Origin of the sequence: Streptomyces sp. OR43, from assembly GCF_008042275.1 — a bacterium.
In the GTDB taxonomy this organism is placed as follows: domain Bacteria; phylum Actinomycetota; class Actinomycetes; order Streptomycetales; family Streptomycetaceae; genus Streptomyces.
Genome location: NZ_RDBK01000043.1, coordinates 3,019,615 through 3,040,802 on the forward strand (window position 1 = coordinate 3,019,615; position 21,188 = coordinate 3,040,802).

21 protein-coding genes and 1 pseudogene are annotated in these 21,188 nt (G+C 72.2%); 14 read left to right on the forward strand and 8 right to left on the reverse strand.

Annotated features, from left to right (window positions below; all coding sequences use genetic code 11):
• Window positions 1–88 precede the first annotated feature (88 nt).
• Window positions 89–439 carry a hypothetical protein gene (locus EAO72_RS42270; protein ID WP_187285298.1) on the reverse strand — a complete coding sequence of 117 codons (351 nt, stop codon included), beginning with the start codon at window positions 437–439 and terminating at the stop codon, window positions 89–91.
• 256 nt (window positions 440–695) lie between these two features.
• Here EAO72_RS42270 and EAO72_RS32685 point away from each other — a divergent pair, with 256 nt between their 5' ends.
• Window positions 696–1,805 carry a hypothetical protein gene (locus EAO72_RS32685; protein ID WP_148020671.1) on the forward strand — a complete coding sequence of 370 codons (1,110 nt, stop codon included), beginning with the start codon at window positions 696–698 and terminating at the stop codon, window positions 1,803–1,805.
• Between the two features lie 159 nt (window positions 1,806–1,964).
• On the opposite strand, the gene sodN is transcribed toward EAO72_RS32685, so the two are convergent.
• The gene (gene sodN / locus EAO72_RS32690) at window positions 1,965–2,360 is read right to left on the reverse strand and encodes a superoxide dismutase, Ni (RefSeq protein ID WP_148020672.1); all 396 of its coding nucleotides are present in this window, start codon (window positions 2,358–2,360) and stop codon (window positions 1,965–1,967) included.
• Window positions 2,361–2,483: 123 nt separating this feature from the next.
• Between sodN and sodX the strand changes: the two genes are divergently transcribed.
• The gene (sodX, locus tag EAO72_RS32695; protein ID WP_410090520.1) at window positions 2,484–2,999 is read left to right on the forward strand and encodes a nickel-type superoxide dismutase maturation protease; all 516 of its coding nucleotides are present in this window, start codon (window positions 2,484–2,486) and stop codon (window positions 2,997–2,999) included.
• Here sodX and EAO72_RS32700 read toward each other — a convergent pair.
• The gene (locus tag EAO72_RS32700; protein WP_148020674.1) at window positions 2,903–3,532 is read right to left on the reverse strand and encodes a CGNR zinc finger domain-containing protein; all 630 of its coding nucleotides are present in this window, start codon (window positions 3,530–3,532) and stop codon (window positions 2,903–2,905) included. The genes sodX and EAO72_RS32700 overlap by 97 nt on opposite strands.
• A gap of 75 nt (window positions 3,533–3,607) precedes the next feature.
• Between EAO72_RS32700 and EAO72_RS32705 the strand changes: the two genes are divergently transcribed.
• The 3 genes from EAO72_RS32705 to EAO72_RS32715 all read left to right on the forward strand — a co-directional run bounded on the left by EAO72_RS32705 (window position 3,608) and on the right by EAO72_RS32715 (window position 5,760).
• Window positions 3,608–4,390 carry a class I SAM-dependent methyltransferase gene (locus tag EAO72_RS32705; protein ID WP_148020675.1) on the forward strand — a complete coding sequence of 261 codons (783 nt, stop codon included), beginning with the start codon at window positions 3,608–3,610 and terminating at the stop codon, window positions 4,388–4,390.
• Between the two features lie 147 nt (window positions 4,391–4,537).
• Complete coding sequence (locus EAO72_RS32710; RefSeq protein ID WP_148020676.1) at window positions 4,538–5,026, forward strand: SigE family RNA polymerase sigma factor; 489 nt, start codon at window positions 4,538–4,540, stop codon at window positions 5,024–5,026.
• Window positions 5,023–5,760, forward strand: a complete 738-nt coding sequence (locus EAO72_RS32715; protein ID WP_148020677.1) for a hypothetical protein — start codon at window positions 5,023–5,025, stop codon at window positions 5,758–5,760. The genes EAO72_RS32710 and EAO72_RS32715 overlap by 4 nt, the downstream gene beginning before the upstream one ends.
• 67 nt (window positions 5,761–5,827) lie before the next feature.
• On the opposite strand, the gene EAO72_RS32720 is transcribed toward EAO72_RS32715, so the two are convergent.
• Genes EAO72_RS32720 through EAO72_RS32730 form a run of 3 tightly spaced genes read right to left on the reverse strand, consistent with a single transcriptional unit; the run spans window position 5,828 to window position 8,539 of the window.
• Window positions 5,828–6,589 carry an amino acid ABC transporter ATP-binding protein gene (locus EAO72_RS32720; protein WP_148020678.1) on the reverse strand — a complete coding sequence of 254 codons (762 nt, stop codon included), beginning with the start codon at window positions 6,587–6,589 and terminating at the stop codon, window positions 5,828–5,830.
• Window positions 6,586–7,536 carry an amino acid ABC transporter permease gene (locus EAO72_RS32725; RefSeq protein WP_148020679.1) on the reverse strand — a complete coding sequence of 317 codons (951 nt, stop codon included), beginning with the start codon at window positions 7,534–7,536 and terminating at the stop codon, window positions 6,586–6,588. Before EAO72_RS32725 ends, EAO72_RS32720 begins: the two co-directional genes overlap by 4 nt.
• Before the next feature lie 28 nt (window positions 7,537–7,564).
• The gene (locus EAO72_RS32730; protein ID WP_148020680.1) at window positions 7,565–8,539 is read right to left on the reverse strand and encodes an ABC transporter substrate-binding protein; all 975 of its coding nucleotides are present in this window, start codon (window positions 8,537–8,539) and stop codon (window positions 7,565–7,567) included.
• Window positions 8,540–9,061: 522 nt separating this feature from the next.
• Between EAO72_RS32730 and EAO72_RS32735 the strand changes: the two genes are divergently transcribed.
• The 4 genes from EAO72_RS32735 to EAO72_RS32750 all read left to right on the forward strand — a co-directional run bounded on the left by EAO72_RS32735 (window position 9,062) and on the right by EAO72_RS32750 (window position 12,251).
• Window positions 9,062–10,285 (forward strand): NAD(P)-dependent malic enzyme, encoded by a 1,224-nt coding sequence (locus EAO72_RS32735; RefSeq protein WP_148020681.1) that lies wholly within the window; start codon window positions 9,062–9,064, stop codon window positions 10,283–10,285.
• 177 nt (window positions 10,286–10,462) lie between these two features.
• Window positions 10,463–11,434, forward strand: coding sequence for a zinc-binding dehydrogenase (locus EAO72_RS32740; protein WP_148020682.1), 972 nt, complete (start codon window positions 10,463–10,465; stop codon window positions 11,432–11,434).
• A gap of 32 nt (window positions 11,435–11,466) precedes the next feature.
• Entirely contained in the window at window positions 11,467–11,676 is a 210-nt protein-coding gene (locus EAO72_RS32745) for a helix-turn-helix domain-containing protein (protein WP_148020683.1), read from the forward strand.
• Complete coding sequence (locus EAO72_RS32750; RefSeq protein WP_148020684.1) at window positions 11,676–12,251, forward strand: Clp protease N-terminal domain-containing protein; 576 nt, start codon at window positions 11,676–11,678, stop codon at window positions 12,249–12,251. Before EAO72_RS32745 ends, EAO72_RS32750 begins: the two co-directional genes overlap by 1 nt.
• 152 nt (window positions 12,252–12,403) lie before the next feature.
• Here EAO72_RS32750 and EAO72_RS32755 read toward each other — a convergent pair whose 3' ends face one another.
• Both EAO72_RS32755 and EAO72_RS32760 read right to left on the reverse strand, forming a co-directional pair.
• The gene (locus tag EAO72_RS32755; RefSeq protein ID WP_148020685.1) at window positions 12,404–13,417 is read right to left on the reverse strand and encodes a PadR family transcriptional regulator; all 1,014 of its coding nucleotides are present in this window, start codon (window positions 13,415–13,417) and stop codon (window positions 12,404–12,406) included.
• A 1-nt stretch (window position 13,418) separates the two neighbouring features.
• Complete coding sequence (locus EAO72_RS32760; protein ID WP_148020686.1) at window positions 13,419–14,276, reverse strand: DUF4097 family beta strand repeat-containing protein; 858 nt, start codon at window positions 14,274–14,276, stop codon at window positions 13,419–13,421.
• A gap of 165 nt (window positions 14,277–14,441) precedes the next feature.
• Between EAO72_RS32760 and EAO72_RS42275 the strand changes: the two are divergent.
• The 5 genes and pseudogenes from EAO72_RS42275 to EAO72_RS32780 form a co-directional block, all read left to right on the forward strand.
• Window positions 14,442–14,654: pseudogene (locus EAO72_RS42275) on the forward strand (hypothetical protein); the annotation flags it as partial.
• The gene (locus EAO72_RS32765) at window positions 14,638–17,916 is read left to right on the forward strand and encodes an SAV_2336 N-terminal domain-related protein (RefSeq protein ID WP_410090553.1); all 3,279 of its coding nucleotides are present in this window, start codon (window positions 14,638–14,640) and stop codon (window positions 17,914–17,916) included. The pseudogene EAO72_RS42275 and the gene EAO72_RS32765, both read left to right, overlap by 17 nt.
• A 155-nt stretch (window positions 17,917–18,071) precedes the next feature.
• Entirely contained in the window at window positions 18,072–18,263 is a 192-nt protein-coding gene (gene fxsA, locus EAO72_RS32770; protein WP_148020687.1) for an FxSxx-COOH cyclophane-containing RiPP peptide, read from the forward strand.
• 271 nt (window positions 18,264–18,534) lie between these two features.
• Window positions 18,535–19,734 carry an FxsB family cyclophane-forming radical SAM/SPASM peptide maturase gene (locus tag EAO72_RS32775; protein WP_261991702.1) on the forward strand — a complete coding sequence of 400 codons (1,200 nt, stop codon included), beginning with the start codon at window positions 18,535–18,537 and terminating at the stop codon, window positions 19,732–19,734.
• Window positions 19,731–21,122, forward strand: a complete 1,392-nt coding sequence (locus EAO72_RS32780; RefSeq protein WP_148020688.1) for an aKG-HExxH-type peptide beta-hydroxylase — start codon at window positions 19,731–19,733, stop codon at window positions 21,120–21,122. Before EAO72_RS32775 ends, EAO72_RS32780 begins: the two co-directional genes overlap by 4 nt.
• The last annotated feature ends 66 nt before the right edge of the window (window positions 21,123–21,188 follow it).

Consider the following 21,188-nt stretch of genomic DNA (forward strand, 5'->3'; position numbering starts at 1 on the left):
CCGTACGCAGAACACCGGCCGGAGACGCGGGGCCATGGGGGCCCCGCGTCTCCGGCCGTCGTGGCCCGTACGCGGTGACCCCCGACGCCTACGAAGGCGTGCTCCCCGCCCGCCGCTGCTGCCGCACACGCCGCATCATGACCACACCGGGCACGGCGACCGCCGCCAGGACCGGGGCCATGGTGGCGATTCCGAACCAGAGGAAGATGGCGCCGTAACCGTGGGCACCCTTCGCCGAGTCCGCGTCCGCCTCTGCGAGGAGGACGAGGCTCATCACGAACGCCACCACCATGACGGCGGCGATGGCGACGGCGAGCGACACGAGAACACCGGCCCAACGCCGGTAGGCGGCGCTGACCACCCGGGCTCGCGGCGGCGCGTGCCAGGTGTGCGCGCCGGGCACCTGGGCCGGGTGAGGACCTGGCTGCTGGGAGGACATGAGCCCAGTTCTACTGTGCGGACTCCGGAAACACCACACCCTCGGATGCCGGCGGCCTTCCACCCAGGAGCCCGGTGAGATCATCGCGGAAACGGTCGACGGCGTCCTGCGCACGCGGTGAGGGATTCGACAAGCCTGAGCCCGCCAAGGGGGACCTTGCCGGGTGGAGCCGACGACAAGCGCGCCATGCGCGTCATCATGTTGGCCGGCTGTCGGACAGCTGCGAAAATGTGCCTGATTCCCAGGTGGAGGACGCTTGTTCGTTTTCACGTGCGCGGGATGCGGTGCCGAGTTGACCGCCCCGCTGTCCCAGGTCGCACTGCCGGTCCACGCCCGTCAGAAGTACGGGAACGGGGCACAGCTCCCGGTGCTCATGCAGGCAGGAACGTTTGCCGTGGACCCGGACCCCTGGGGCGGGCCGTGGCGGAAGTGGGACGAAACCGATCCGGGCGAGGCAGAGGAACGCGGCATCCACGCGCCGGTCCGCGCCCTGTCCGACGGCAGGCCCGGGGCGAGTGTCATCGCGCCCGGCGATATCCGTGGAACTCGGCTGATTCCTGAGCAGCGGGGTGGCGCCTGCTGCGGCCTCGATGGAGCCGACGGGCCCAACACGGCCTGCGATGCCTGCGATCTCCCCGTGGCTACCAGGGTCGACGACTGCTCACTCTGGCAGGCGGTACGGCTCAGCCCGGACGCCGTGCACCGCATCCCCGTCGACGGCACCCACGTCGCGCCCCTTTCATGGACGGAACTGGCAGAGCAGGGTGAGGAGATACCCCTGATCGAGCCGATTGCCACGTGGGGAGGGCCGCTGGGGCCGAGCCACTACTGGTCGTGGAGCCCGCGGTGGGAGGCGGCAGCCGGTCACGCGCTCGCCCACCTGCTGGTGGCGTCCCGAGGGGCGCCGGTGAAGGTCCCGGACGGCGCCGCCACGGACGTGTTCCAGCGCGCGCTCGACACGCTGTTGCCCACCGGCGCCCCGAAGCGGCGTGCGGTCCTGGCCGGACCGGGACGGCCTTCCCCCGGCGGGGATGCCGACATACTCCTCGTACCGATCCATCCGCAGACGGGCAGGACCTGGACCCCTGAGGACCCGGCCGCGTCGCCGTACCTGGTGCCCCTGCCGCTGGGCGTGTGGCTGTGCCTGGCGTCACCACAGCGGTACGTGCCCGTTCCCGCCGCGGGCCGCATCCCCGAGGACGTACTCCGCGACGACCCGCTTCCCATGCTGCCCAACCAACTCTTCCGGGCCGACCGGGAAACGTTCGACCACACCTTGGTCAGGCTGCCGGCCGTGCGTCGCAGCCCGTGGCTGCGCGCGATCCTCGAGGATCGCGCGCACGGCATGTCGGCTGTCCTCGTCTAGGACGGCACGACCCGCGGCGCTACGCGCATCCGTGCCGGGAGAAGACAAGACCGCACCCGGTCCGCGACGGACGCCTTCATCGGCGCCCCGCGGTCCGGGTGCGGTCAGGTGCGAGAGGCGCGACCTGCGATGTCGCAGGTCAGGCGGCCCAACCGGAGATCAAGCCTTCTTGGTCTCCCAGAAGATCTTGTCGATCTCGGCGATCAGGTCGAGCGCCTTCTGGCCCGTGGCCGGGTCCGTGGAGCCCTTCGCGGCCGACAGCGCCTTGAGGGCGTCGTTGACCAGCTGGTGCAGCTGCGGGTACTTCTCGAAGTGCGGGGGCTTGAAGTAGTCGCTCCACAGCACCGAGACGTGGTGCTTGGCGAGCTCGGCGCGCTGCTCCTTGATGACCACCGCGCGGGCCCGGAAGTGCGGGTCCTCGTTGGCCTGGTACTTCTCCTGGACGGCCTTGACGGACTCCGCCTCGATGCGGGCCTGGGCCGGGTCGTACACGCCGCAGGGGAGGTCGCAGTGGGCGCTGACCTTCACCTTGGGGGCAAACAGGCGGGAAAGCATTGAGCTGTCCTTCCTCGTGATCGTCTTCTCAGGTGGGACATTACTCCGTGAGAAGCGTGTTTTTGCGGGTGCCCCCATGGGCTTAGGCCAAAAGTCCAGGGTGAGGATGAGACCAGTGGCCGAATGTACGGAACCCTGTGCGGGACGGTGTACTGGACGGACCGGGGAGGTGCCGGAGAGATGCGGGAGGTGCCGGAGGTGCCGGAACTGACCGATGACCAGCCCCGACGAGGGCTGGCGGCGAGAGTGCCGTTCCAGGTGGTGGAGGTGACGGGGCCCTCGATGGTGCCCACGCTCCACCACGGGGACTGGCTGCTCGTGCAGTACGGGGCGCAGGTGCGCCCCGGTGACGTGGTGATTCTGCGGCATCCGTTCCAGCAGGACCTGCTGGTCGTGAAGAGGGCCGTGGAGCGGCGGGCCGGGGGCTGGTGGGTGCTGGGGGACAACCGGTTCGCGGGCGGGGACAGCACGGACTACGGGACCGTGCCCGAGGAGCTCGTCCTGGCCAGGGTCAGGGCCCGGTACCGGCCCCTGACGAAGGATCAGCGCTCGGTGCTCGGGGTCGCGGGCTGGGCCGTGTCCGCGCTGCGGCCGGTCTCGGCGGCCCGTTCCGTCTCCAGGCGCTTGCGGGCCCGGTAGGCCGCCACGTTGGCGCGCGTCGCGCAGCGGTCCGAGCAGTAGCGGCGGGAGCGGTTGGTCGAGGTGTCGAGGTAGGCGTTGCGGCACGGTGCCGCCTCGCACAGGCCGAGCCGGTCCACGCCGTACGACGTGAGGTGGAAGGCCAGGCCCATCGCCGCGATCGCGGCGTAGCCCGCCGTGGCGTTGGACGGGTGGTCGGTCAGGTGCATGTGCCAGTCCGGCTTGCCGTCCGCGTCCCGGATGTCGTGCCCGGAGATCTGCGGGCTGACGGGGAACTCCATCAGCAGCGAGTTGAGCAAGTCGACGGCGAGCGTCTCGTCGCCGCCGTCGGCCGCCTCGAAGACCGCGCGAAGCCGGGCCCGTACGGCCCTGAAGCGGGTCACGTCCGCGTCGGTCGCCCGCCGCGCGGCCTGTGCGTTGGCGCCGAAGAGCTCGCGCACCGCCTCGACGGAGGTGAGGGCGTCCTTGTTGCGGGCCGGCTCCTCGGTGTTGACCAGGCGCACGGCGTAGTCCGAGTAATAGGCCAGTTCCACTTGTAGTCCTTACGGCGTCGGGCTAGGGTCGGTGCGGCGATGAAGTAATGGGCTTCTATGGGGCCAGGGTATTACATGGGAGGGTTTCGAGTGACGGATACAGCTACGGGTACGGGTACCGACTGGCAGGCCTGGCAGGAGAGCTGGGACCGGCAGCAGGAGTGGTACCTGCCCGACCGCGAGGAACGCTTCAGGGTCATGCTCGACATGGTCGAGGCCTTCACCGGCCCGGAACCGCGGGTGCTCGACCTCGCGTGCGGTACGGGAAGTATTACGGACAGGCTGCTGCGGCGGTTCCCGAACGCCACCAGCACCGGCGTCGACCTCGACCCGGCGCTGCTCGCCATCGCCCGCGGCACCTTCGCCGGCGACGAGCGCGTCACCTTCGTGACCGCCGACCTCAAGGACCCGCGGTGGACGGAGCGGCTGCCCCACGACTCGTACGACGCCGTCCTCACCGCCACCGCTCTGCACTGGCTGCACAGTGAGCCGCTCACCGCGCTGTACGGGCAGATCGGCGGCCTCGTCCGGGACGGCGGTGTGTTCATGAACGCCGACCGCATGATCGAGACGGGTACGCCCCGGATCAACGCCGCCGAGCGCGCCCACCGGCACGCCGGTATGGACCGGGCCAAGGCCGCCGGGGTCCTGGACTGGGCGCAGTGGTGGGCGCTGGCCGCGAAGGACCCGGTGCTCGCCGGGCCCACCGCCGAGCGGTTCGAGATCTACGGCGAGCACGCCGACGGCGGCACGCCGTCCGCGGCCTGGCACGCGGACACCCTGCGCGCCGCGGGGTTCGCCGAGGCGCGGCCCGTCTGGTCCTCGCCCTCCGACAGTCTGGTGCTCGCGGTGAAGTAGCGGCACCATGCGGAGCGGGGCGGTACGGACGACGGTCCGTACCGCCCCGCCAACTTTTGTGACCAGCCGCTGCAACCCGGCCCCCGCCCCACCGCACTGGAAGGGTGAGACGGTCCGCGCCCGCGGGCCGGGGGAGGGAAGCTGACGATGCGGAGCGATGACGACGAAGCGCTGCGCGCCTTCGTCGAGAGCAGACGCACCGCACTGTTCCGCAGCGCGTATCTGCTCTGCGGCGACCGGCACGAGGCCGAGGACCTGGTCCAGGCGACGCTGGTCAAGGTGGTGCTCGGCGGACGGCGGCACGGGCGGCTCGACAACATCGAGGCGTACGCCCGCAAGACCCTGGTCAACACCTTCATCGCGGCCCGCCGCCGGTTCTGGCGGCGCGAGCAGTCCTACGGCGAACTGCCCGAACGGGCGGCACACGCAACCGACACGGACACCGGCCTCGCGGTACGGGCGGCACTCGCCCGGCTCACGCCCAGGCAGCGGGCCGTACTGGTGCTGCGCTTCTGGGAGGACCTGAGCGTCGAGGCCACGGCCCAGGTGCTCGGGATGCGGGAGAACACGGTCAAGAGCCACGCGGCCCGAGGGCTGGCGGCGCTGCGCGCCGAGATGACGGAGGAGCTGGTATGAACGACGTGCGGGAGCTGCTGGGGCGGGCCGCCGAGGAAGCGGGACGGCCGGCCATCAGTACCGAGGAGGTCTACGCGAGGGCGGCCCGGGTCCGCAGACGCCGGCGGGTCGCGGTGTCGGCGGCGGCGGTGTGCACGGTGGCGGCGGGGGCGTTCGTGGTGCCCGGGATCTCGGCAGGAGGGGAACAGGCGCCGAGGAAGTCCTCGGTCGCGGCCCCCGCCAAGCCGGTGGGCAACACCGAGCGGGCCACTGCACTGATCAAGCTGCTGCCCGAGGGGGTCGGGGCGGTCGAGGAGGTGTCGATGTCGGACATCCTGAAGGACGGTATGCCCGAGGCCGAAGTCCCTCCGTCAGGACCGCTCGACGGGCTCTACGCGGTCCGCAGGGGCGGCGGCGTCGGATTCCTCGTCATCGGCGGCTCGCCCCGGACCCACGACCGGTGCACTCCGACGACGGGGGTGCTGAGTCGTCCGGACTGCGTCCGGGAGGAGCTGCCGGACGGGCGGGTGCTCACCATCTGGAGCGGCCCGTCGGAAGGCGTGCACAGCTTCATCCAGTGGGGTCCGCAGTTGCTGGCCGTGCTCACCCTCGCGGACGGCCGGCAGGTGACCGTGAGCGACAGCACCGGCTTCGAGGCCTACGCCACGCTGGGGCCACAGCTCAAGACCCCGCCCCTCACACGGGCACAGCTGCGGACGCTGATGCTCCGTCCCGAGCTGCTGACGGAGAAGTAGCACGCGGCATGGGAAAGGGCGGTACGAACCCCTAGGGGTCCGTACCGCCCTTTCCCATGCGTACCGGCTACAGCACCTTGGACAGGAACGACTTCGTCCGGTCGTGCTGCGGGTTGGTCAGGACGTCGCGCGGGTGGCCCGACTCGACCACCACGCCGTCGTCCATGAAGACCAGCGCGTCACCGACCTCACGGGCGAAGCCCATCTCATGGGTCACGACGATCATCGTCATGCCGTCCTCGGCGAGACCGCGCATGACGTCGAGCACGTCGCCCACCAGCTCCGGGTCGAGCGCCGAGGTGGGCTCGTCGAAGAGCATCAGCTTCGGCTCCATGGCCAGTGCCCGGGCGATGGCGACCCGCTGCTGCTGTCCGCCGGAGAGCTGCGAGGGGTAGTTCTTCGCCTTGTCGGACAGCCCGACGCGGTCCAGGAGGCGCTCCGCGCGGGCCCGGGCGACCGCCCGGGACTCGCCCTTGACCTGGACGGGGGCCTCCATGACGTTCTCGATCGCCGTCATGTGGGGGAACAGGTTGAAGCGCTGGAACACCATGCCGATGTCACGGCGCTTCAGGGCGACCTCGCTGTCCTTGAGCTCGTAGAGCTTGTCGCCCTTCTGGCGGTAGCCCACCAGCTCGCCGTCGACGTACAGCCGGCCGGCGCTGATCTGCTCCAGGTGGTTGATGCACCGCAGGAACGTCGACTTGCCGGAACCGGACGGGCCGATCAGACAGAAGACCTCGCGCGGGGCGACCTCCAGGTCGATGCCCTTGAGGATGTGCGCGGCGCCGAAGGACTTGTGGACGCCCTCGGCCTTCACCATGGCGGTCATGCCATGCGTCCCTTCGGGCGGCCCAGCGACAGCAGATTGGCCCGGATCTTCTGCATCGGTGTGGGCGGCAGACTGCGGCTGGAGCCGCGGGCGTAGTACCGCTCCAGGTAGTACTGCCCGACGCTCAGCACCGAGGTCATGACGAGATACCAGGCCGCGGCGAGGAAGTACATCTCCACCGGAGCCCCGGACGCCTGCCCGATGTCCTGGGCGTATTTGAACAGTTCGTAGAACTGGACGGCGGCCACCAGGGACGTGGTCTTCAGCATGTTGATGACCTCGTTGCCCGTGGGGGGCACGATCACCCGCATCGCCTGGGGGATCACGACCCGGCGCAGCGTCTTGCTGTGGCTCATGCCGAGCGCGTGCGAGGCCTCCGTCTGGCCCTCGTCGACCGAGAGCAGACCGGCACGGCAGATCTCCGCCATGTACGCGGCCTCGTTGAGGCCGAGGCCCAGCAGCGCCGTCAGCAGCGGCGTCATGAAGCTCGACCAGTAGTCCTTGTAGATCGGCCCGAGGTTGATGTACTCGAAGACCAGACCGAGGTTGAACCAGACGAACAGCTGGACCAGGACCGGTGTACCGCGGAAGAACCAGATGTAGGACCACGCGATCGACGAGGTCACCGGGTTCTTCGACAGACGCATGACGGCCAGCAGGATGCCGCCGACCACGCCGATCACCATCGACAGGACGGTGAGCAGCAGCGTCTGGCCGACGCCCTTGATGATCCGGTCGTCGAAGAAGTAGTCCGGGACCGCGCCCCAGTTGATCTTGCCCTGGCTGAAGGCGTAGATGATGGCGAAGAGCGCGGCGATGGCGATGACCGCCGAGACGTACCGGCCGTAGTGCCGGACCGGAATGGCCTTGATCGCCTCCGGACCGGCCGGCGGTGTGGGGGGTGCGGGCGACCGGTCGGCCGGGCCCGTCTTCTCGATGTCAGTCACGGCTGATGCCTTTCAGCGCCGGATCCGGTCAGGATCCGCCGTTCAGCTTGGCCTCGGTGACCGCGCCGGCCTCCACGCCCCACTTGGCGATGATCTTCTCGTACTCGCCGTTCTTGATGATCGCCTCCAGGGCCGCCTGGATGGCCTTGGTGAGCTGGTCGTTGCCCTTGGCGACGGCGATGCCGTACGGGGCCGCCTCGACCTGCTCGCCGACGATCTGGAAGTCCTTGCCGCCGCCCGAGGTCTTCACCGCGTACGCGGCGACCGGGAAGTCGGAGGAGCCGGCGTCGGCCCCGCCGGAGCGCAGCCGGGTCTGGGCCTGGAGGTCGTTGTCGTACGACTCGATGGCGATCTTCTTGCCGCCGGTGCACTTCTTGGACTCGGCCTTGGCCAGGTCGTTGGAGACGGTGTTGCGCTGGACGGCGATCTTCTTGCCGCAGAGGTCGGCCCAGGTCTTGATTCCCTGGTCGTCGCCCTTCTTGGTGTAGATCGAGACACCGGCGGTGAAGTAGTCGATGAAGTCGACGCCCTCGCCGACCTTCTTCTTCGTCTCGGGGTCGATGCCCTCCTGACGGTCCTTGGTGTCCGTCATGGCCGACATCGCCACGTCGTAGCGCTTGGCGCGCAGACCGGTGACCAGGGTGTCGAAGGTGCCGTTCTCGAACTGGAACTCCACGCCGAGCTGCTTGCCGAGCGCGGCGGCCAGGTCCGGGTCGATGCCGACCGTCTTGCCCGAGCCGTCCTTGAACTCGACCGGCGGGTACGCGATGTCCGAACCGACCTTGATGACGCCCTTGGACTTGATGTCCGCGGGGAGGAGGTCGGCGGGCGAGGAGGCCGCGGCGGACGCGCCGTCGCTCGCCTTGGCCGAGGCCGAGTCACTGGAGTTGTTCTTCGTCTGGTCGCCACAGGCGGTCAGCAGCATGGTGCCGGCGACCGCGATGGCGCCGACCGCGGCAATCCGGGACTTCGCGGTCGTGCGACGCGTGGTACGTGCGGTCATGGTGGGGTTCCTCCGGCAGGTGAGGGTGGTGTCGCCAGGCGGTATGGCACACGGCGTCGGGTGTCGCCGCCTTGTGTGATTACGGCATCTTGCCATTCGGACTAGCCCAATCAGGGGGCACCGCATGTCAAAATCGGGTAACGGGACACCCCCGAACCCAGTGGGCCGGCACATCAAGGCCGGACCTTTCCCTGGAATCGCTTCTTCATGCCGGAAGATCCACCGACCTGGACCTGCTCTGGGCGGATTTCGTGTCGCCTGGCCGACTTGTGTGTATGTCCCACTATGAGACGCGTCACCGTGGGTATACCGACTCGTCTGCGGTGCGGCCTGTCCGGTAAGAAGGACGTTTACACCCCTCATCCGGGGCTCAGGGCGCGTGTGCGGCGCGCCCGCGCGTATGAATCCCTCCCTGCCGAGGCGGACCAATCGCCAGTGCGGGGAACGTACGCGGTGCCCACCCACCCCTCCTCAACCAGGAGTGGCCACCCTCGAACGATGAAGACTTAAGGGGTCAACACCATGGCAGCGGAGATCGTCAATCCTCGCAGCGACAGCAAGACGGACAGTACGACCGACAGCACCACCGACGAGCCGTTCGATCCGGCCTTCGCGCTCCACCGGGGCGGGAAGATGGCCGTGCAGGCCACCGTCCCGATCCGGGACAAGGACGACCTGTCCCTCGCGTACACGCCCGGCGTGGCGAAGGTGTGCAGCGCGATCGCCGAGAACCCGGAGCTCGTCCACGACTACACCTGGAAGTCGCAGGTCGTCGCCGTCGTGACGGACGGCACCGCGGTGCTCGGTCTCGGCGACATCGGCCCCGAGGCCTCCCTCCCCGTGATGGAGGGCAAGGCGATCCTGTTCAAGCAGTTCGGCGGGGTGGACGCGGTGCCGATCGCGCTCGCGACCACCGACGCGGACGAGATCGTGGAGACCGTCGTCCGGCTCGCCCCGTCCTTCGGCGGTGTGAACCTGGAGGACATCTCGGCGCCGCGCTGCTTCGAGATCGAGCGCAAGCTCCAGGAGCGGCTCGACATTCCCGTCTTCCACGACGACCAGCACGGCACGGCCGTGGTCACGCTCGCCGCCCTGCGCAACGCGGCGAAGCTGTCCGGGCGCGGCCTGGGCGAGCTGCGCGGCGTCATCTCGGGCGCGGGCGCGGCCGGGGTCGCCATCGCCAAGTTCCTGCTGGAGGCGGGGCTCGGCGATGTCGCCGTCGCCGACCGCAAGGGCATCGTCAGCCGGGACCGCGAGGACCTGACCGACGTCAAGCGGGAGCTGGCCGAACTCACCAACAAGGCCGGCATCTCGGGATCCCTGGCGGACGCGCTGGCCGGTGCGGACATCTTCATCGGTGTCTCCGGCGGTACGGTCCCGGAGCCGGCCGTCGCCTCGATGGCACCCGGCGCCTTCGTGTTCGCCATGGCGAACCCCAACCCCGAGGTGCACCCCGACGTCGCGCACAAGTACGCGGCGGTCGTGGCGACCGGGCGGTCGGACTACCCGAACCAGATCAACAACGTGCTGGCGTTCCCCGGGATCTTCGCGGGCGCGCTCCAGGTGCGGGCGTCGCGGATCACCGAGGGCATGAAGATCGCCGCGGCGAACGCGCTGGCCGACGTGGTGGGCGACGAGCTGGCCGCCGACTACGTGATCCCGTCGCCGTTCGACGAGCGGGTCGCCCCGGCGGTGACGGCCGCGGTGGCCGCGGCGGCGCGGGCGGAGGGTGTCGCCCGGCGTTGAGCTGAGTGAGTGCGGGGGTTCGGGCGCGGCGCCTTTCCGGGAGGCGCTGCCCCCGGACCCCTGCTCCTCAAGCGCCGGAGGGGCTGGATTCCCGCCCGAGGGGCTTGCCACACGCGCGGTGCGTGTCACACCCGCAGCCGGTTACGCCCGGCCACGGCCCGGCCTATCGTCGGGCCCATGTTCGCCGCCTACGCATCCCGCCTCGACCGCGACCACCCCCTCAACGGCCTTGAGCTGGGCGAACGCCCGGCTCCCGAGGCGCGTCCCGGGTGGACCACCGTCAACGTCCGGGCCGCCTCCCTCAACCACCACGACCTCTGGTCCCTGCGCGGTGTCGGGATCACCGAGGACAAGCTGCCGATGATCCTCGGCTGCGACGCCGCGGGCACCGACCAGGACGGCAACGAGGTCGTCCTGCACTCCGTCATCGGCCAGACCGGACACGGGGTCGGCCCCGACGAGCCCCGCTCCATCCTCACCGAGCGCTACCAGGGCACGTTCGCCGAGCAGGTGACCGTCCCCAGCTGGAACGTGCTGCCGAAGCCGAAGGAACTCACCTTCGAGCAGGCCGCCTGTCTGCCCACCGCCTGGCTGACCGCGTACCGGATGCTCTTCACCAACGCCGGTGTGCGGCCCGGTGACTCCGTCCTCGTCCAGGGCGCCGGTGGCGGTGTCGCGACCGCCGCGATCGTCCTCGGCCGGGCCGCCGGTCTGCGGATCTACGCCACCAGCCGCGACGAGGCCAAGCGCGAGCGGGCCGTCGCACTCGGCGCGATCGAGGCGTACGAGCCCGGCGCGCGGCTGCCCCACCGGGTCGACGCCGTCATCGAGACGGTCGGCGCCGCCACCTGGTCGCACTCCGTCAAGTCCCTGCGCCCCGGCGGCACGCTGGTCATCTCCGGGGCCACCAGCGGCGACCGCCCCTCGCACGCCGAACTGACCCGGATCTTCTTCCTGGAGCTGAAGGTCGTCGGCTCGACCATGGGGTCCAAGGACGAACTGGAGGACCTCCTGGCCTTCTGCGCGACCACGGGCGTGCGGCCCGTCATCGACGAGGTGCTGCCGTTGGAGCGGGCCCGCGAGGGGTTCGAGCGGCTCGCCTCGGGTGACCAGTTCGGGAAGATCGTGCTGACTGTCAACCAGGGTTGACGAGCGCCATGGTGTCAACGTAAGTTGACACCATGACCGATGCAACGGATCTCGCCGAGCGTGCCGGTGACCGCGACCCCCGTGTGGGGCTGCGGTCGGTCGCCGCGCTGCGGCGCCTGCTGGAGCAACTGGAAGCCGTACAAGTCGGAAGCGCCCGTGAGCAGGGCTGGTCGTGGCAGGAGATCGCTGCCGAACTGGGCGTCAGCCGGCAGGCCGTGCACAAGAAGTACGGGAGGCATTGATGTTCGAGCGATTCACCAAGGGCGCCCGCGCCACCGTGGGCGGCGCCGTGGCCCATGCCGAACGGGTCGACGCCGACAAGGTCTCCGAGGAGTTTCTGCTGCTGGCTCTGCTGGACCAGGAGGGCGGCCGGGCGCCGTTCGCCCTGGCCGCGCTGGGCCTCACCGACCGCAGGGAGTCCGTGGAGGCGGCCCTGGCCGACGCGCGCAGGCGCGGCGGTATGACGAGGGCCGACGCGGACGCCCTCGCGGACATCGGCATCGATCTCGGCGCGATCGTGTCCCGGGTCGAGGAGACGCACGGCGAGGGGGCTCTGGGGGGCGGCCGCGGCGGACGTCGTCGGCGCACGGGGCATCGCCCGTTCACCCCGGGTGCCAAGAAGATCCTGGAGCGGGCGCTCCGGATCGCGGTCGGCCGCGGGGACCGCTTCATCGGCGAGGAGCACCTCCTGCTCGCTCTCACCGCGTCCCCCGGAGTCGTCGCCGATGTGCTCGCCGAGCACGGTGCGACGTACGGGACGGTCAGCCATGCGCTGTACGGGGACGGCGAAGCGGGCGGGGACCGCGAGGCGGGCTGAACGACGGGCGGCCCGGGGAGTGTCACCGCTCCCCGGGCCGCCCGGCCGGTCGGTTCCGGTCCCGTTCGGTCCGGCAGCGGTTCTGGCCGGTTTCGGTCCGGCACCGGTTCTGGTCCCGTTCGGTCCGGCGCCGGTCCTGGTCCGCTCCGGTCCTACTCCGCGCCGCCGTCGGTGTCCTTCCGCAGCAGCGCACCGATGTGGGCCGCCGCCGTCGACAGGTGGCGGCGGGCCTCCGCGAGCTGGTCCTCCGTCACCCCCCGGTCCCTGGCCGCATCCCGGATGTCGTCGCGGAAGCGGTCGAGCAGGCGGTCCAGGTCGCGGGCCGGGTCGCCGGTGCCGCCCGCGTCCTTGCCCCACTCGGGGTCCGTCGCGGCTGCGTCCGGCTTCACGTAGGGCGGCCAGTTGCCGGTACGGGCGAAGCCGCCCAGCTGGCCGGTGATCTCGGCCAGCCCTTCCCGTACGCCCGCCGGCCAGTCGCCCCGGGCGAAGTGGTCCTGGACCTGGCGGGCGGCGTTCTGCATCTGCTCGCGCGCCCTGTCCTGGGCCTCCTTGGCCTGGCGGCGGGCCTGCTGGGCCTCCTCGCGGGCGCGGCGGGACTCGTCCTTCGCCCGGCGGGCCTGCTCCTTCCACTCCTGCTTCGCCTTGCGCAGCTCCTCCTTGGCGGTGCGCCAGGACTCCTTGTCGGCGAAGTCGCCGAAGTCACCGAAGTCCCCGACCCCGAAGCCGCCGAAGGGGGGCTCCTTGGCGGTCCTGCCGCCCGGCCGGGAAGAGCCCGTGTGCCGCGACTCGTCGGCCGCCGCGCGCATCTCGCTGCGCAGCTTGCCCGCCGCGCCCCGGACGTCGTCGCGGATCTCGGCGGCCAGCTCGGAGACCGACTCCCGGATCTCCAGCTCCAGATCGGCGAGCTCGCCGGTGCGGCCCGCCAGTTCGGCGCGGCCGGCGTCCGTGATCGAGTAGACCTTGCGGCCGCCCTCGGTGGCGTGCGTGACGAGGCCCTCCGCCTCCAGCTTGGCCAGGCGCGGGTAGACGGTGCCCGCGGAGGGGGCGTACAGACCCTGGAAGCGTTCCTCCAGGAGCCTGATCACCTCGTAGCCGTGGCGGGGGGCCTCGTCGAGCAGCTTCAGCAGGTAGAGGCGCAGGCGGCCGTGGGCGAAAACGGGGGGCATCTCAGAGCACCTTTCCGGTCGGCTCGGCGTCGTGCGGTTCGTCCTCGGCCGGTGGGCGGCGCAGCAGGGCGATCGATCCCGAGATCGTCGTCGCCCTCAGTGTCCCCGTTCCGGAACCCAGTGTGCCGGTGATCTTCTTCGCACCCCACTGGCCGCTGACCCGGAGGTCCTCGAAGCCGTTGGAGACGGAGCCGCTCGCGGTGTTCGCCTCGACCTTCGCGTCGGCCGGGTGCGGCAGCCGGATGGCGAGCTCGCCGGAAACCGTGGCCAGCCGGACATCCGTGGGCTGCCCGGTCGGGTCGAGGTCGAGCACCATGCTGCCGCTGACGGACTCCGCTTTCAGGGAGGATCCGGCGCCCTCGACGACGGTCAGGTCGCCGGAGACCGAGTGGAAGCGCAGATCGCCCGTGACGGCCTGGGCCTCCACGTTGCCGGACACGGTCTCCGCGCCGACCGGCCCGGCGATCCCGACGAGCGTGGTGTCGCCGGTGACGCCGCGTACGTCGGTACGGCCGCGGATCCCGGAGACGAACGCGCCCGCGCTGACCACGCCCACCTCCACCGCCGATCCGGCCGGGACCGCGAGGGAGACCACCGCCCGGCGGTGCCAGCCCTTGCGGTCGAGCCACTTGAGCACGCTCTGCCAGGCCAGGTCCTCGTACGAGACGGTCAGGACGCCGTCCTCCTGCGTGACGATCAGCGGTGGTCCCTCGATGTCGGAGACCTCCAGCCTGGCGGTCGGCTCGTCGGTACCGACGACGTTGACCGTCCCGTTGACGACGCGCACGCTCAGCGCGGTCACGGGTTCGTCGAAGGTGAGCTTGCGAGGCTCGGCGATGGCCCACGTCGACACAGGCATGGATCTGACCTCCTGGGGAGCGCGGATGACGCAACATATCGCGTCTCTTGCAGAACACGATATATCGCGGATGGGGGAAGTCAAGGCCGGTCTCGGGGGAGTGGAGGGGGTGACGGCCAGGCTGAAGTGCATCAAAACCGGGCAATCTGCCCTACGGTGTGGGGCATGGACGCGACATCACCCGTGGGGGCACTGCTGCTGTGCCGGACCGAACCGGACACCGTGCGGCCGGTCGCCCATCTGCTGCGCGAGCGGATGCTGCTCGCGCCCGCCGGCGAGGACTGGAGCGTCCTCGTGCCGGAGGGAACGCCCTGGCGGGGCGGGGACGCCGGGCCGCCGGCGGAGCGGGTTCCTCGGGGAGCTGTGCGGGCCCGGGCCCGCACAGCTCCCCGAGGAACCCGCGCCCCCCACCCGTACCGGAGCGGGGGCCGCGCCGGACAGCGATGCCCCTGACCGGGACGAGGAGGCCCGGCCCGAGGGGCCGCGTGGGCCGCGGGGTGACGGGAAGATCTCCCTGTACCCCCTCCCGGGCCGGGCGCGTGCGTCCCGCGACGACGACCACGGCTCCGGCCGGCGGCCCCCGCCGGGCGCCCCCGGCACCGCGCTCACCTTCGGCGTGCCCGCGGCCCCCGTGCTGCCCGCCCCGCTCGAACTCACCCGCGCCCTGCGCCCGTTACAGCGCTACCACCCGGCCTCCGCCCCGCTGCGGCGCGCCCTGGACGAGACGGCGACCGCGGAACGCAGCGCCCGGGCGGGCGGCATGATCATGCCGGTGTTCCGCGGCATCCGCCGGGGCGATGCCATCCTCCAGTGCGTCATGGACGCCTCCTCCTCCATGCTGGTGTGGGACCGGATGTTCCGTGAACTCCAGCGCATATTCGCGCAGTTGGGCGCCTTCCGGGATGTCCAGGTGCGCTATCTGCACCAGGGTCCCGACGGCGGATGCGCGGTCAGCCGCAGCTCCGACCCGGCCGCGGGCCCCCTGCACTCCGCGGACCGGCTCAGCGATCCGACCGGGCGCCGGGTCACCGTCGTCATCAGCGACTGCGCCGGACCGCTCTGGCACAGCGGGCGCGCCCACCGGCTGCTGCACCAGCTGGCCTGCCAGTCCCCGGTCGCGGTCCTGCAACCGCTGCCGCAGCGCATGTGGAACCGGACCAGGCTGCCCGTCACCTTCGGCTCCCTCTCGCGGGGCGACGGCCCGGCCGGCGCGGCGCAGCTGAAGGTCGCCGAGGACGCCGGGACGGGTCCCGCCGTGCACCCGGGAGCCCTGGCCGTGCCGGTCCTCCCGCCGACGGCGGACGCGCTCGGGGCCTGGGCCCGGCTGCTCTCCGGCACCGGTGCGGCCCGGATCGACGGAGCCGTCGGCTGGGTGCGGGCCGACCAGCCCGCGGCCGCGGCCCAGCGGTCCGGCGGATCGCTCTCCTCGCTCCAGCTCGTCAGCCGCTTCCGCTCGGTCGCCTCACCGGCCGCCGGACAACTCGCCGTCCATCTGGCGGCGGCCCCCCTCTACCTCCCGGTGATGCAGCTCGTGCAGCGCACGATGCTTCCCCACTCGGGACCCTCCGAACTGGCCGAGGTGCTGCTCAGCGGACTGCTCACCCGCGCCGACGGCGGTGGCGGCCGCGGGCAGTGGTACGCCTTCGAGCCGGGTGTCCAGGACGCACTCCTCGGACCGCTCGGCCGTGACGAGGCCCTGCTCGTGCTGAAGCACTGTTCGCAGTACATCGAGCAGCGGTTCGGCAAGGGCGGCCCCAACTTCCCTGCCCTGGCCTTCGCCCAGCTCGGGGACGGCACACTGGGCGGTGCACGGCCCGGCGCCGTCACCCGGACCCGGCCCGGCGACGGGGCGCGGGACACCAGGGAGGGCGAGGCGGACGGCGGCGGTGAGCCGGACGGGATCGAGGGCGAGGAGGACGGCGGCGGCGAGCCGGAGGGGATCGGGGGCGAGGAGGACGAGCCGGGCGACGGCCGGGGCGTTCCGCACGCGTTCGCCGAGGTCGCGGCCCGTGTGCTGGAGCGCTTCATGCCCGTACCCCCCGGGTTCGTGACCCAGGAGCCCGCCGACGGGTCGGACCTCGCGGAAGCCGGTACGAGCCCCGCGGTGGAACAGGCCCGCGAGCTCGTGCGCCAGTTCGAGGCGGACAAGATGGTGCAGCGCCTGATCGACGCCGTCCAACTGCTCAGAGGAGCCGCCGGGAGCGCCCCGCGGTCCACCGCGGGCCCGGAGCTCTGGGCCGAGTACGCGCGGTGCGCGCTGAGGCTCTGGGAGGTGCGGGGCGGCGACGAACTCCTCGGCGAGGCCAGGCGGGCCGCCGAACGGGCCGTGGCCCACCCCGGTGCCGTACGCGAACGCGCGGTGCTGGCCCAGGTACTGCACGCGGCGGCCGACGACGGGCGGCGGCGCGGGGACCGGCGCGGCGCCCTGGACCTCCTGCGGCGCGCCGAGCGCGAGTACATCCTCGCCTGCGCGGCCCCCGGAATGGAGCCGGCCGAGGCCCTGCGGCTCACCCTGGAGCGGGTGCGGGCCCTGGAGGCGCAGTGGCGGCTCGACGGCGACAGCGCCCTGCTCCAGAGCGCCTGCGGGATGCTGGAGGCCTTCGCCGACTCCTGGCCCGACCAGGAGAACCGCCCGGCCGCCCTGCCGCTCCAGCACGGCAGGACGCTGCTGAAACTGGCCGGTGCCACCGAGGACCCGGAGCAGTCCCGGGAGTACGCACGGCAGTCCGCCCGCTCCCTGCGCACGGCGTTCGCCCAGGGCGGCGGCCACACCACGGGCACCGAGACCCGTATCGTGCTGGATCTGGTGGACGCCCTGCTCGCCTCGGGCGAGGAGCCGGACGAGGCCGCGGCCCTGACCGGCCAGGCGCTGGAGACCGTACGCGAAGGGCGCCGGCGCGCCCAGTTGCAGACCAGGGCCGGACGGGTCCGGACGGCCCGCTACGAGCACACCGGCGACCCGGCCGAACTCGTCGCCGCCGCTGAGTGGTTCGCCCGCGCCGCCCGCGGCACCCCGCGCGACTCACGGGCCCACACCGACCTGCTCGCCGAGTGGGGGGCCACGCTGCTGCGCCGCGCCGAACTGCCGGACGGCGGTGCGTACGTCGGCGCGGCCGTACGGGTGCTGCGCGACTGCCGGTCCGAGACACCCGCGGGCGGAGCGCACCAGTCCGAGCGGCTGCTCATGCTCGGCCGGGCCCTGATGCTGCGGCACCGGGCCGTCGCGGACCGGGTCGACCTGCGGGAGGCCGAGCATCTGCTCAGGCTGGCGGCGCAGGAGGCGACGGCTCCGCTGACCGCGGCCCGTTGCTGGCTGGAGCTGGGGCGGGCCTGCCTGGAGGCCGCCGAGGTACTGGACCGCCCGGCCCGGCGGGACGACGCCGCCGAGGCCTTCCGGTCGGCTGCCGAGTCCGCCGCGGAGGCGGAAGCGGAGCAGCTGAGTCCACAACAGGTTCAAGAGGCTGTGGAGTTGGGTGCTACAGCCAACCACTGGCGGGGTAAGACCTATGAGAGTGCGGGGCGCCCCCGGGCCGCGCGGGACGCGTACCGGGCGGCCCGTCAGGAGTGGCGGAAACTGCCGGACGGCGGCGGCGCGGCGGGCGAGTCGACCGCCGGGCGGCTGGCCGAGCTGGAGCGCTGAGTGCTCAACGGCGAGCACAGGGCGTCGCGCGACCGGTGACGCCCGGTGTGATCCACATGAAGGGCCCGAGGCGGGTCAGGGACGCGGGACCGGCGGTGTGCGCTCAACGACGAGCGCCGCACGGCGGTCCCGGTGCTGCACTACGGGGAGGCGTGATGAGCGAGTCGACACGTGAGGACGGGGCGGGGGCGACCGGTGCCGCCGGCGAGCTGCCGGATCTGCTGGGCCTCGATCTGGAGTCCCTGCGGACCATGGACCACCCCGTGCTGTCCGAGGTGGTCGCGGATCTGCGCGACCGCGTCGAACAGCCGCGGGAGATGCTCTGGGGATTCAACAACGCCTTCTGAGGCGGGGCGCCGCCCCGCGATCACGCGGTCCGGGGCGGACAACGTGTCCCAGGCGCGCCGCCGCCCGCTGTCCGGGGCGCCGACGACCACGACTTCACCGCCCGGGACCGACCGGCTCCCGCCGCGCGACACGGGGGCCGGACGACCCCCGCCGTACGACGCGGGGGCCGGCCGGCCCGGGCAGCCGGTTCCGGGCGCCGTCCCGGCAGACGTACAGCACGGGGGTGCCCGAGTGGCCCGACCATCGACGCCGCGGCGGACGGAGGCGGCGGTGCGCCCGGAACCGGCGCCGTTCTCCTCGGCGGAGACCCCGGTGCCCTTCGGGCAGTTCATCGTGAAGGTGCACGGCCGCTGCAACCTCGCGTGCCGCTACTGCTACCTCTACGAGGGCCCTGACGCGACCTGGCGGACCCGGCCCGCCGCCGCCTCGCCCGCCGTCCTCGACCGCACCGCGGACCGGATCGCCGAACACGCGGCCACCCACCGGCTCCGCCATGTCGCGCTCGTCCTGCACGGCGGCGAACCCCTCCTCGCAGGCCCCGACCGGCTCGCCGCCCTCGCCGACCGGCTGCGTGAGCGCGTGCCCGTCGGCTGCACCGTGCACGCCACCGTGCAGACCAACGCCACCCTGCTCACCGACGCGAAGGCCGCCACCCTCGCCCGGCACGGCATCCGCATCGGCATCAGCCTGGACGGCGGCCTGGCCGCACACAACACCCAGCGCACCGACCACGCGGGCCGCCCCTCCTGGCCCGCCGCCTCGCGCGGCGCCCGGCTGCTCGCCGACCGTCACCCGGAGGCGTACGCGGGCATCCTCACGGTCGTCGACCCGCGCACCGACCCCCTGGAGATGTACGAGTCACTGCTCGCCCTGCGCCCCCCGGCCCTGGACCTCCTGCTGCCGCACGGCAACTGGACCAGCCCGCCGCCGGGCCTGGCGGACCGGGCCGGGCCGCCCACCGGCCCCCGGCCGGGCCGCGCCACTCCGTACGGCGACTGGCTGTGCACCGTCTTCGACCGCTGGTGGCCGGCCGCCCGGCGGGAGACCCGGATCAGGCTCTTCGAGGAGTGCATCGCCCTGCTTCTCGGGCTGCCCGCCGCCACGGAGTCCCTCGGACTCGACCCCGTCAACGCGGTCGTGGTCGAGACGGACGGATCGATCGAACAGGTCGACTCCCTCAAGTCCGCCTATGACACCGCGGCCGCCACCGGACTCGACGTCTTCCGCCACACCTTCGACGACGCCCTGCGCCACCCCGGCGTCGCCGCACGCCAGGCAGGGGCCGGTGCACTCGCCGCCGTCTGCCGGGCCTGCCCGCTGCTGAACGTCTGCGGCGGCGGCCACTACGCCCACCGGTACCGCGCAGAGAACGGCTTCGTCAATCCGTCCGTCTACTGCGCCGACCTCGACCGGCTGGTCCGCCACGTGGCGGACCGGCTCGCCGACGCAACCGCAGGAGACCCCCCATGAGCTCCGCCATCCCCGACCGCGCCCTGCGCGAACTCGGCCGCACCGAAGGCACCGCCGACACCCTCGGCCTGCTCGTACGCGACCAGGACACCCGCCGTCTCGTCCTCCTCCGGGCCCTCCTCGACGCGGCAGCCGCAGCGCCCGCGGCCCTCTGCCCGCCCCCACTGCTCGACCGGCTGCACAAGGACTGGGCGCTGCTCGAAGCCGCCGAGCGCACCGACCGGGCCGCGGTGCGCGCCGTGCTGTTCCACCCCATGACGGGCCCCTGGGCCGAGGGCCTCCTGGCCGGCCTCACCACGCGGACCGTGGCGGGCCCCGACCTCCTCGCCGCGCTGGCCCATCTGACCGCCCTCGCCGCAGCGGCCGCGATCCGCGCCGGGATGCCCGTCACCGCCCGGCTGACGGTCCGCGGCGGACAGCTCTCCCTGCCCACACTCGGGGCGGTGCGCGCCCAGGACGGGCCGGCCGGCATCGTCTTCGAGGACGGCGAGATGACCGTCCGGCCGGCCGGCGGACCGGCCCTGACGGTAAGGACCCAGCCGGACGGCACCCTGAGCTCCGCCGACCCCCGCTGGCTCCCGGTGCTCATGCTGCACCCCGTGCTGCCCGGCACCGGACCCGTGCCCCTGGACGACACCGACCCGTACCGCACCCGCGGAACGGGCCTGGAGCGGCACGGACTGAGCGCGGCCACCCACATCGACGACCAGGAACGCAAGGCCTGGATCGCGTCCTGGTCCGGAGTCGAACCGCTGCTCCGGCTCGGCGGCGAGCACCGGCTCACCGAAGCGGCCGTGCTGCTGCGCTGCCTCGTCCCGCTCGGCCCGCCGCCCGGCTCGGGACCCACCGGCGAGGCCGCGGCGCACTGCAGCGGCACCCGGCGCGAGGCCTTCGGCGCGGTGCTCAGCAGCAAGCCCGCCACCCCCGCCTACTTCGCCTCGACGCTCGTCCACGAGCTCCAGCACACCAAACTCGCCGCGCTCGGCGCCCTCGTCCCGCTCCACCACGAGGACGCCGTGCCCCGCCACTTCGCGCCCTGGCGCGCCGACCCCAGGCCCTTCGACGGGCTGTTCCAGGGCGCCTACTCGCACCTCGCGCTCGCCGACTACTGGCAGCGTTTCGCGCTCGGCGCCCGGCGCGTCACCCCTCGCGACCTGGCCTGGGCCGAACATGCCCGCTGCCGCCAGCAGGTCGGGGCCGTACTGCCCGTGCTGGCCGGATCGGCCCGGCTGACCAGCGAGGGACGCGTGCTCGTCAACGAGATGATCACGCTCTACCACCGTCTGGAGGATTCGCCGCCACCCACGGGTCACCTCGCGCGCGCGGACGCGTACGTGAACACCACGAGGGTGATATGGCAGCAGAGGAACGGATCACCCAGGACCTGAGCAGCCAGGTGATTCCGGCCGGAGCGGGCACGCCCCGGTGTATCGTGAAAAGGCTCACAACGATGT

Coding starts and splice junctions, on each gene's coding strand:
- EAO72_RS32730 (WP_148020680.1), bottom strand. CDS start 8,539: ATGACCGCACGTACCACGCGTCGCACGACCGCGAAGTCCCGGATTGCC.
- EAO72_RS32715 (WP_148020677.1), top strand. CDS start 5,023: ATGAACGACGTGCGGGAGCTGCTGGGGCGGGCCGCCGAGGAAGCGGGA.
- EAO72_RS32750 (WP_148020684.1), top strand. CDS start 11,676: ATGTTCGAGCGATTCACCAAGGGCGCCCGCGCCACCGTGGGCGGCGCC.
- EAO72_RS42270 (WP_187285298.1), bottom strand. CDS start 439: ATGTCCTCCCAGCAGCCAGGTCCTCACCCGGCCCAGGTGCCCGGCGCG.
- EAO72_RS32760 (WP_148020686.1), bottom strand. CDS start 14,276: ATGCCTGTGTCGACGTGGGCCATCGCCGAGCCTCGCAAGCTCACCTTC.
- EAO72_RS32705 (WP_148020675.1), top strand. CDS start 3,608: ATGGGAGGGTTTCGAGTGACGGATACAGCTACGGGTACGGGTACCGAC.
- EAO72_RS32740 (WP_148020682.1), top strand. CDS start 10,463: ATGTTCGCCGCCTACGCATCCCGCCTCGACCGCGACCACCCCCTCAAC.
- EAO72_RS32780 (WP_148020688.1), top strand. CDS start 19,731: ATGAGCTCCGCCATCCCCGACCGCGCCCTGCGCGAACTCGGCCGCACC.
- sodX (WP_410090520.1), top strand. CDS start 2,484: ATGTACGGAACCCTGTGCGGGACGGTGTACTGGACGGACCGGGGAGGT.
- fxsA (WP_148020687.1), top strand. CDS start 18,072: ATGAGCGAGTCGACACGTGAGGACGGGGCGGGGGCGACCGGTGCCGCC.
- sodN (WP_148020672.1), bottom strand. CDS start 2,360: ATGCTTTCCCGCCTGTTTGCCCCCAAGGTGAAGGTCAGCGCCCACTGC.
- EAO72_RS32720 (WP_148020678.1), bottom strand. CDS start 6,589: ATGACCGCCATGGTGAAGGCCGAGGGCGTCCACAAGTCCTTCGGCGCC.
- EAO72_RS32735 (WP_148020681.1), top strand. CDS start 9,062: ATGGCAGCGGAGATCGTCAATCCTCGCAGCGACAGCAAGACGGACAGT.
- EAO72_RS32745 (WP_148020683.1), top strand. CDS start 11,467: ATGACCGATGCAACGGATCTCGCCGAGCGTGCCGGTGACCGCGACCCC.
- EAO72_RS32755 (WP_148020685.1), bottom strand. CDS start 13,417: ATGCCCCCCGTTTTCGCCCACGGCCGCCTGCGCCTCTACCTGCTGAAG.
- EAO72_RS32710 (WP_148020676.1), top strand. CDS start 4,538: ATGCGGAGCGATGACGACGAAGCGCTGCGCGCCTTCGTCGAGAGCAGA.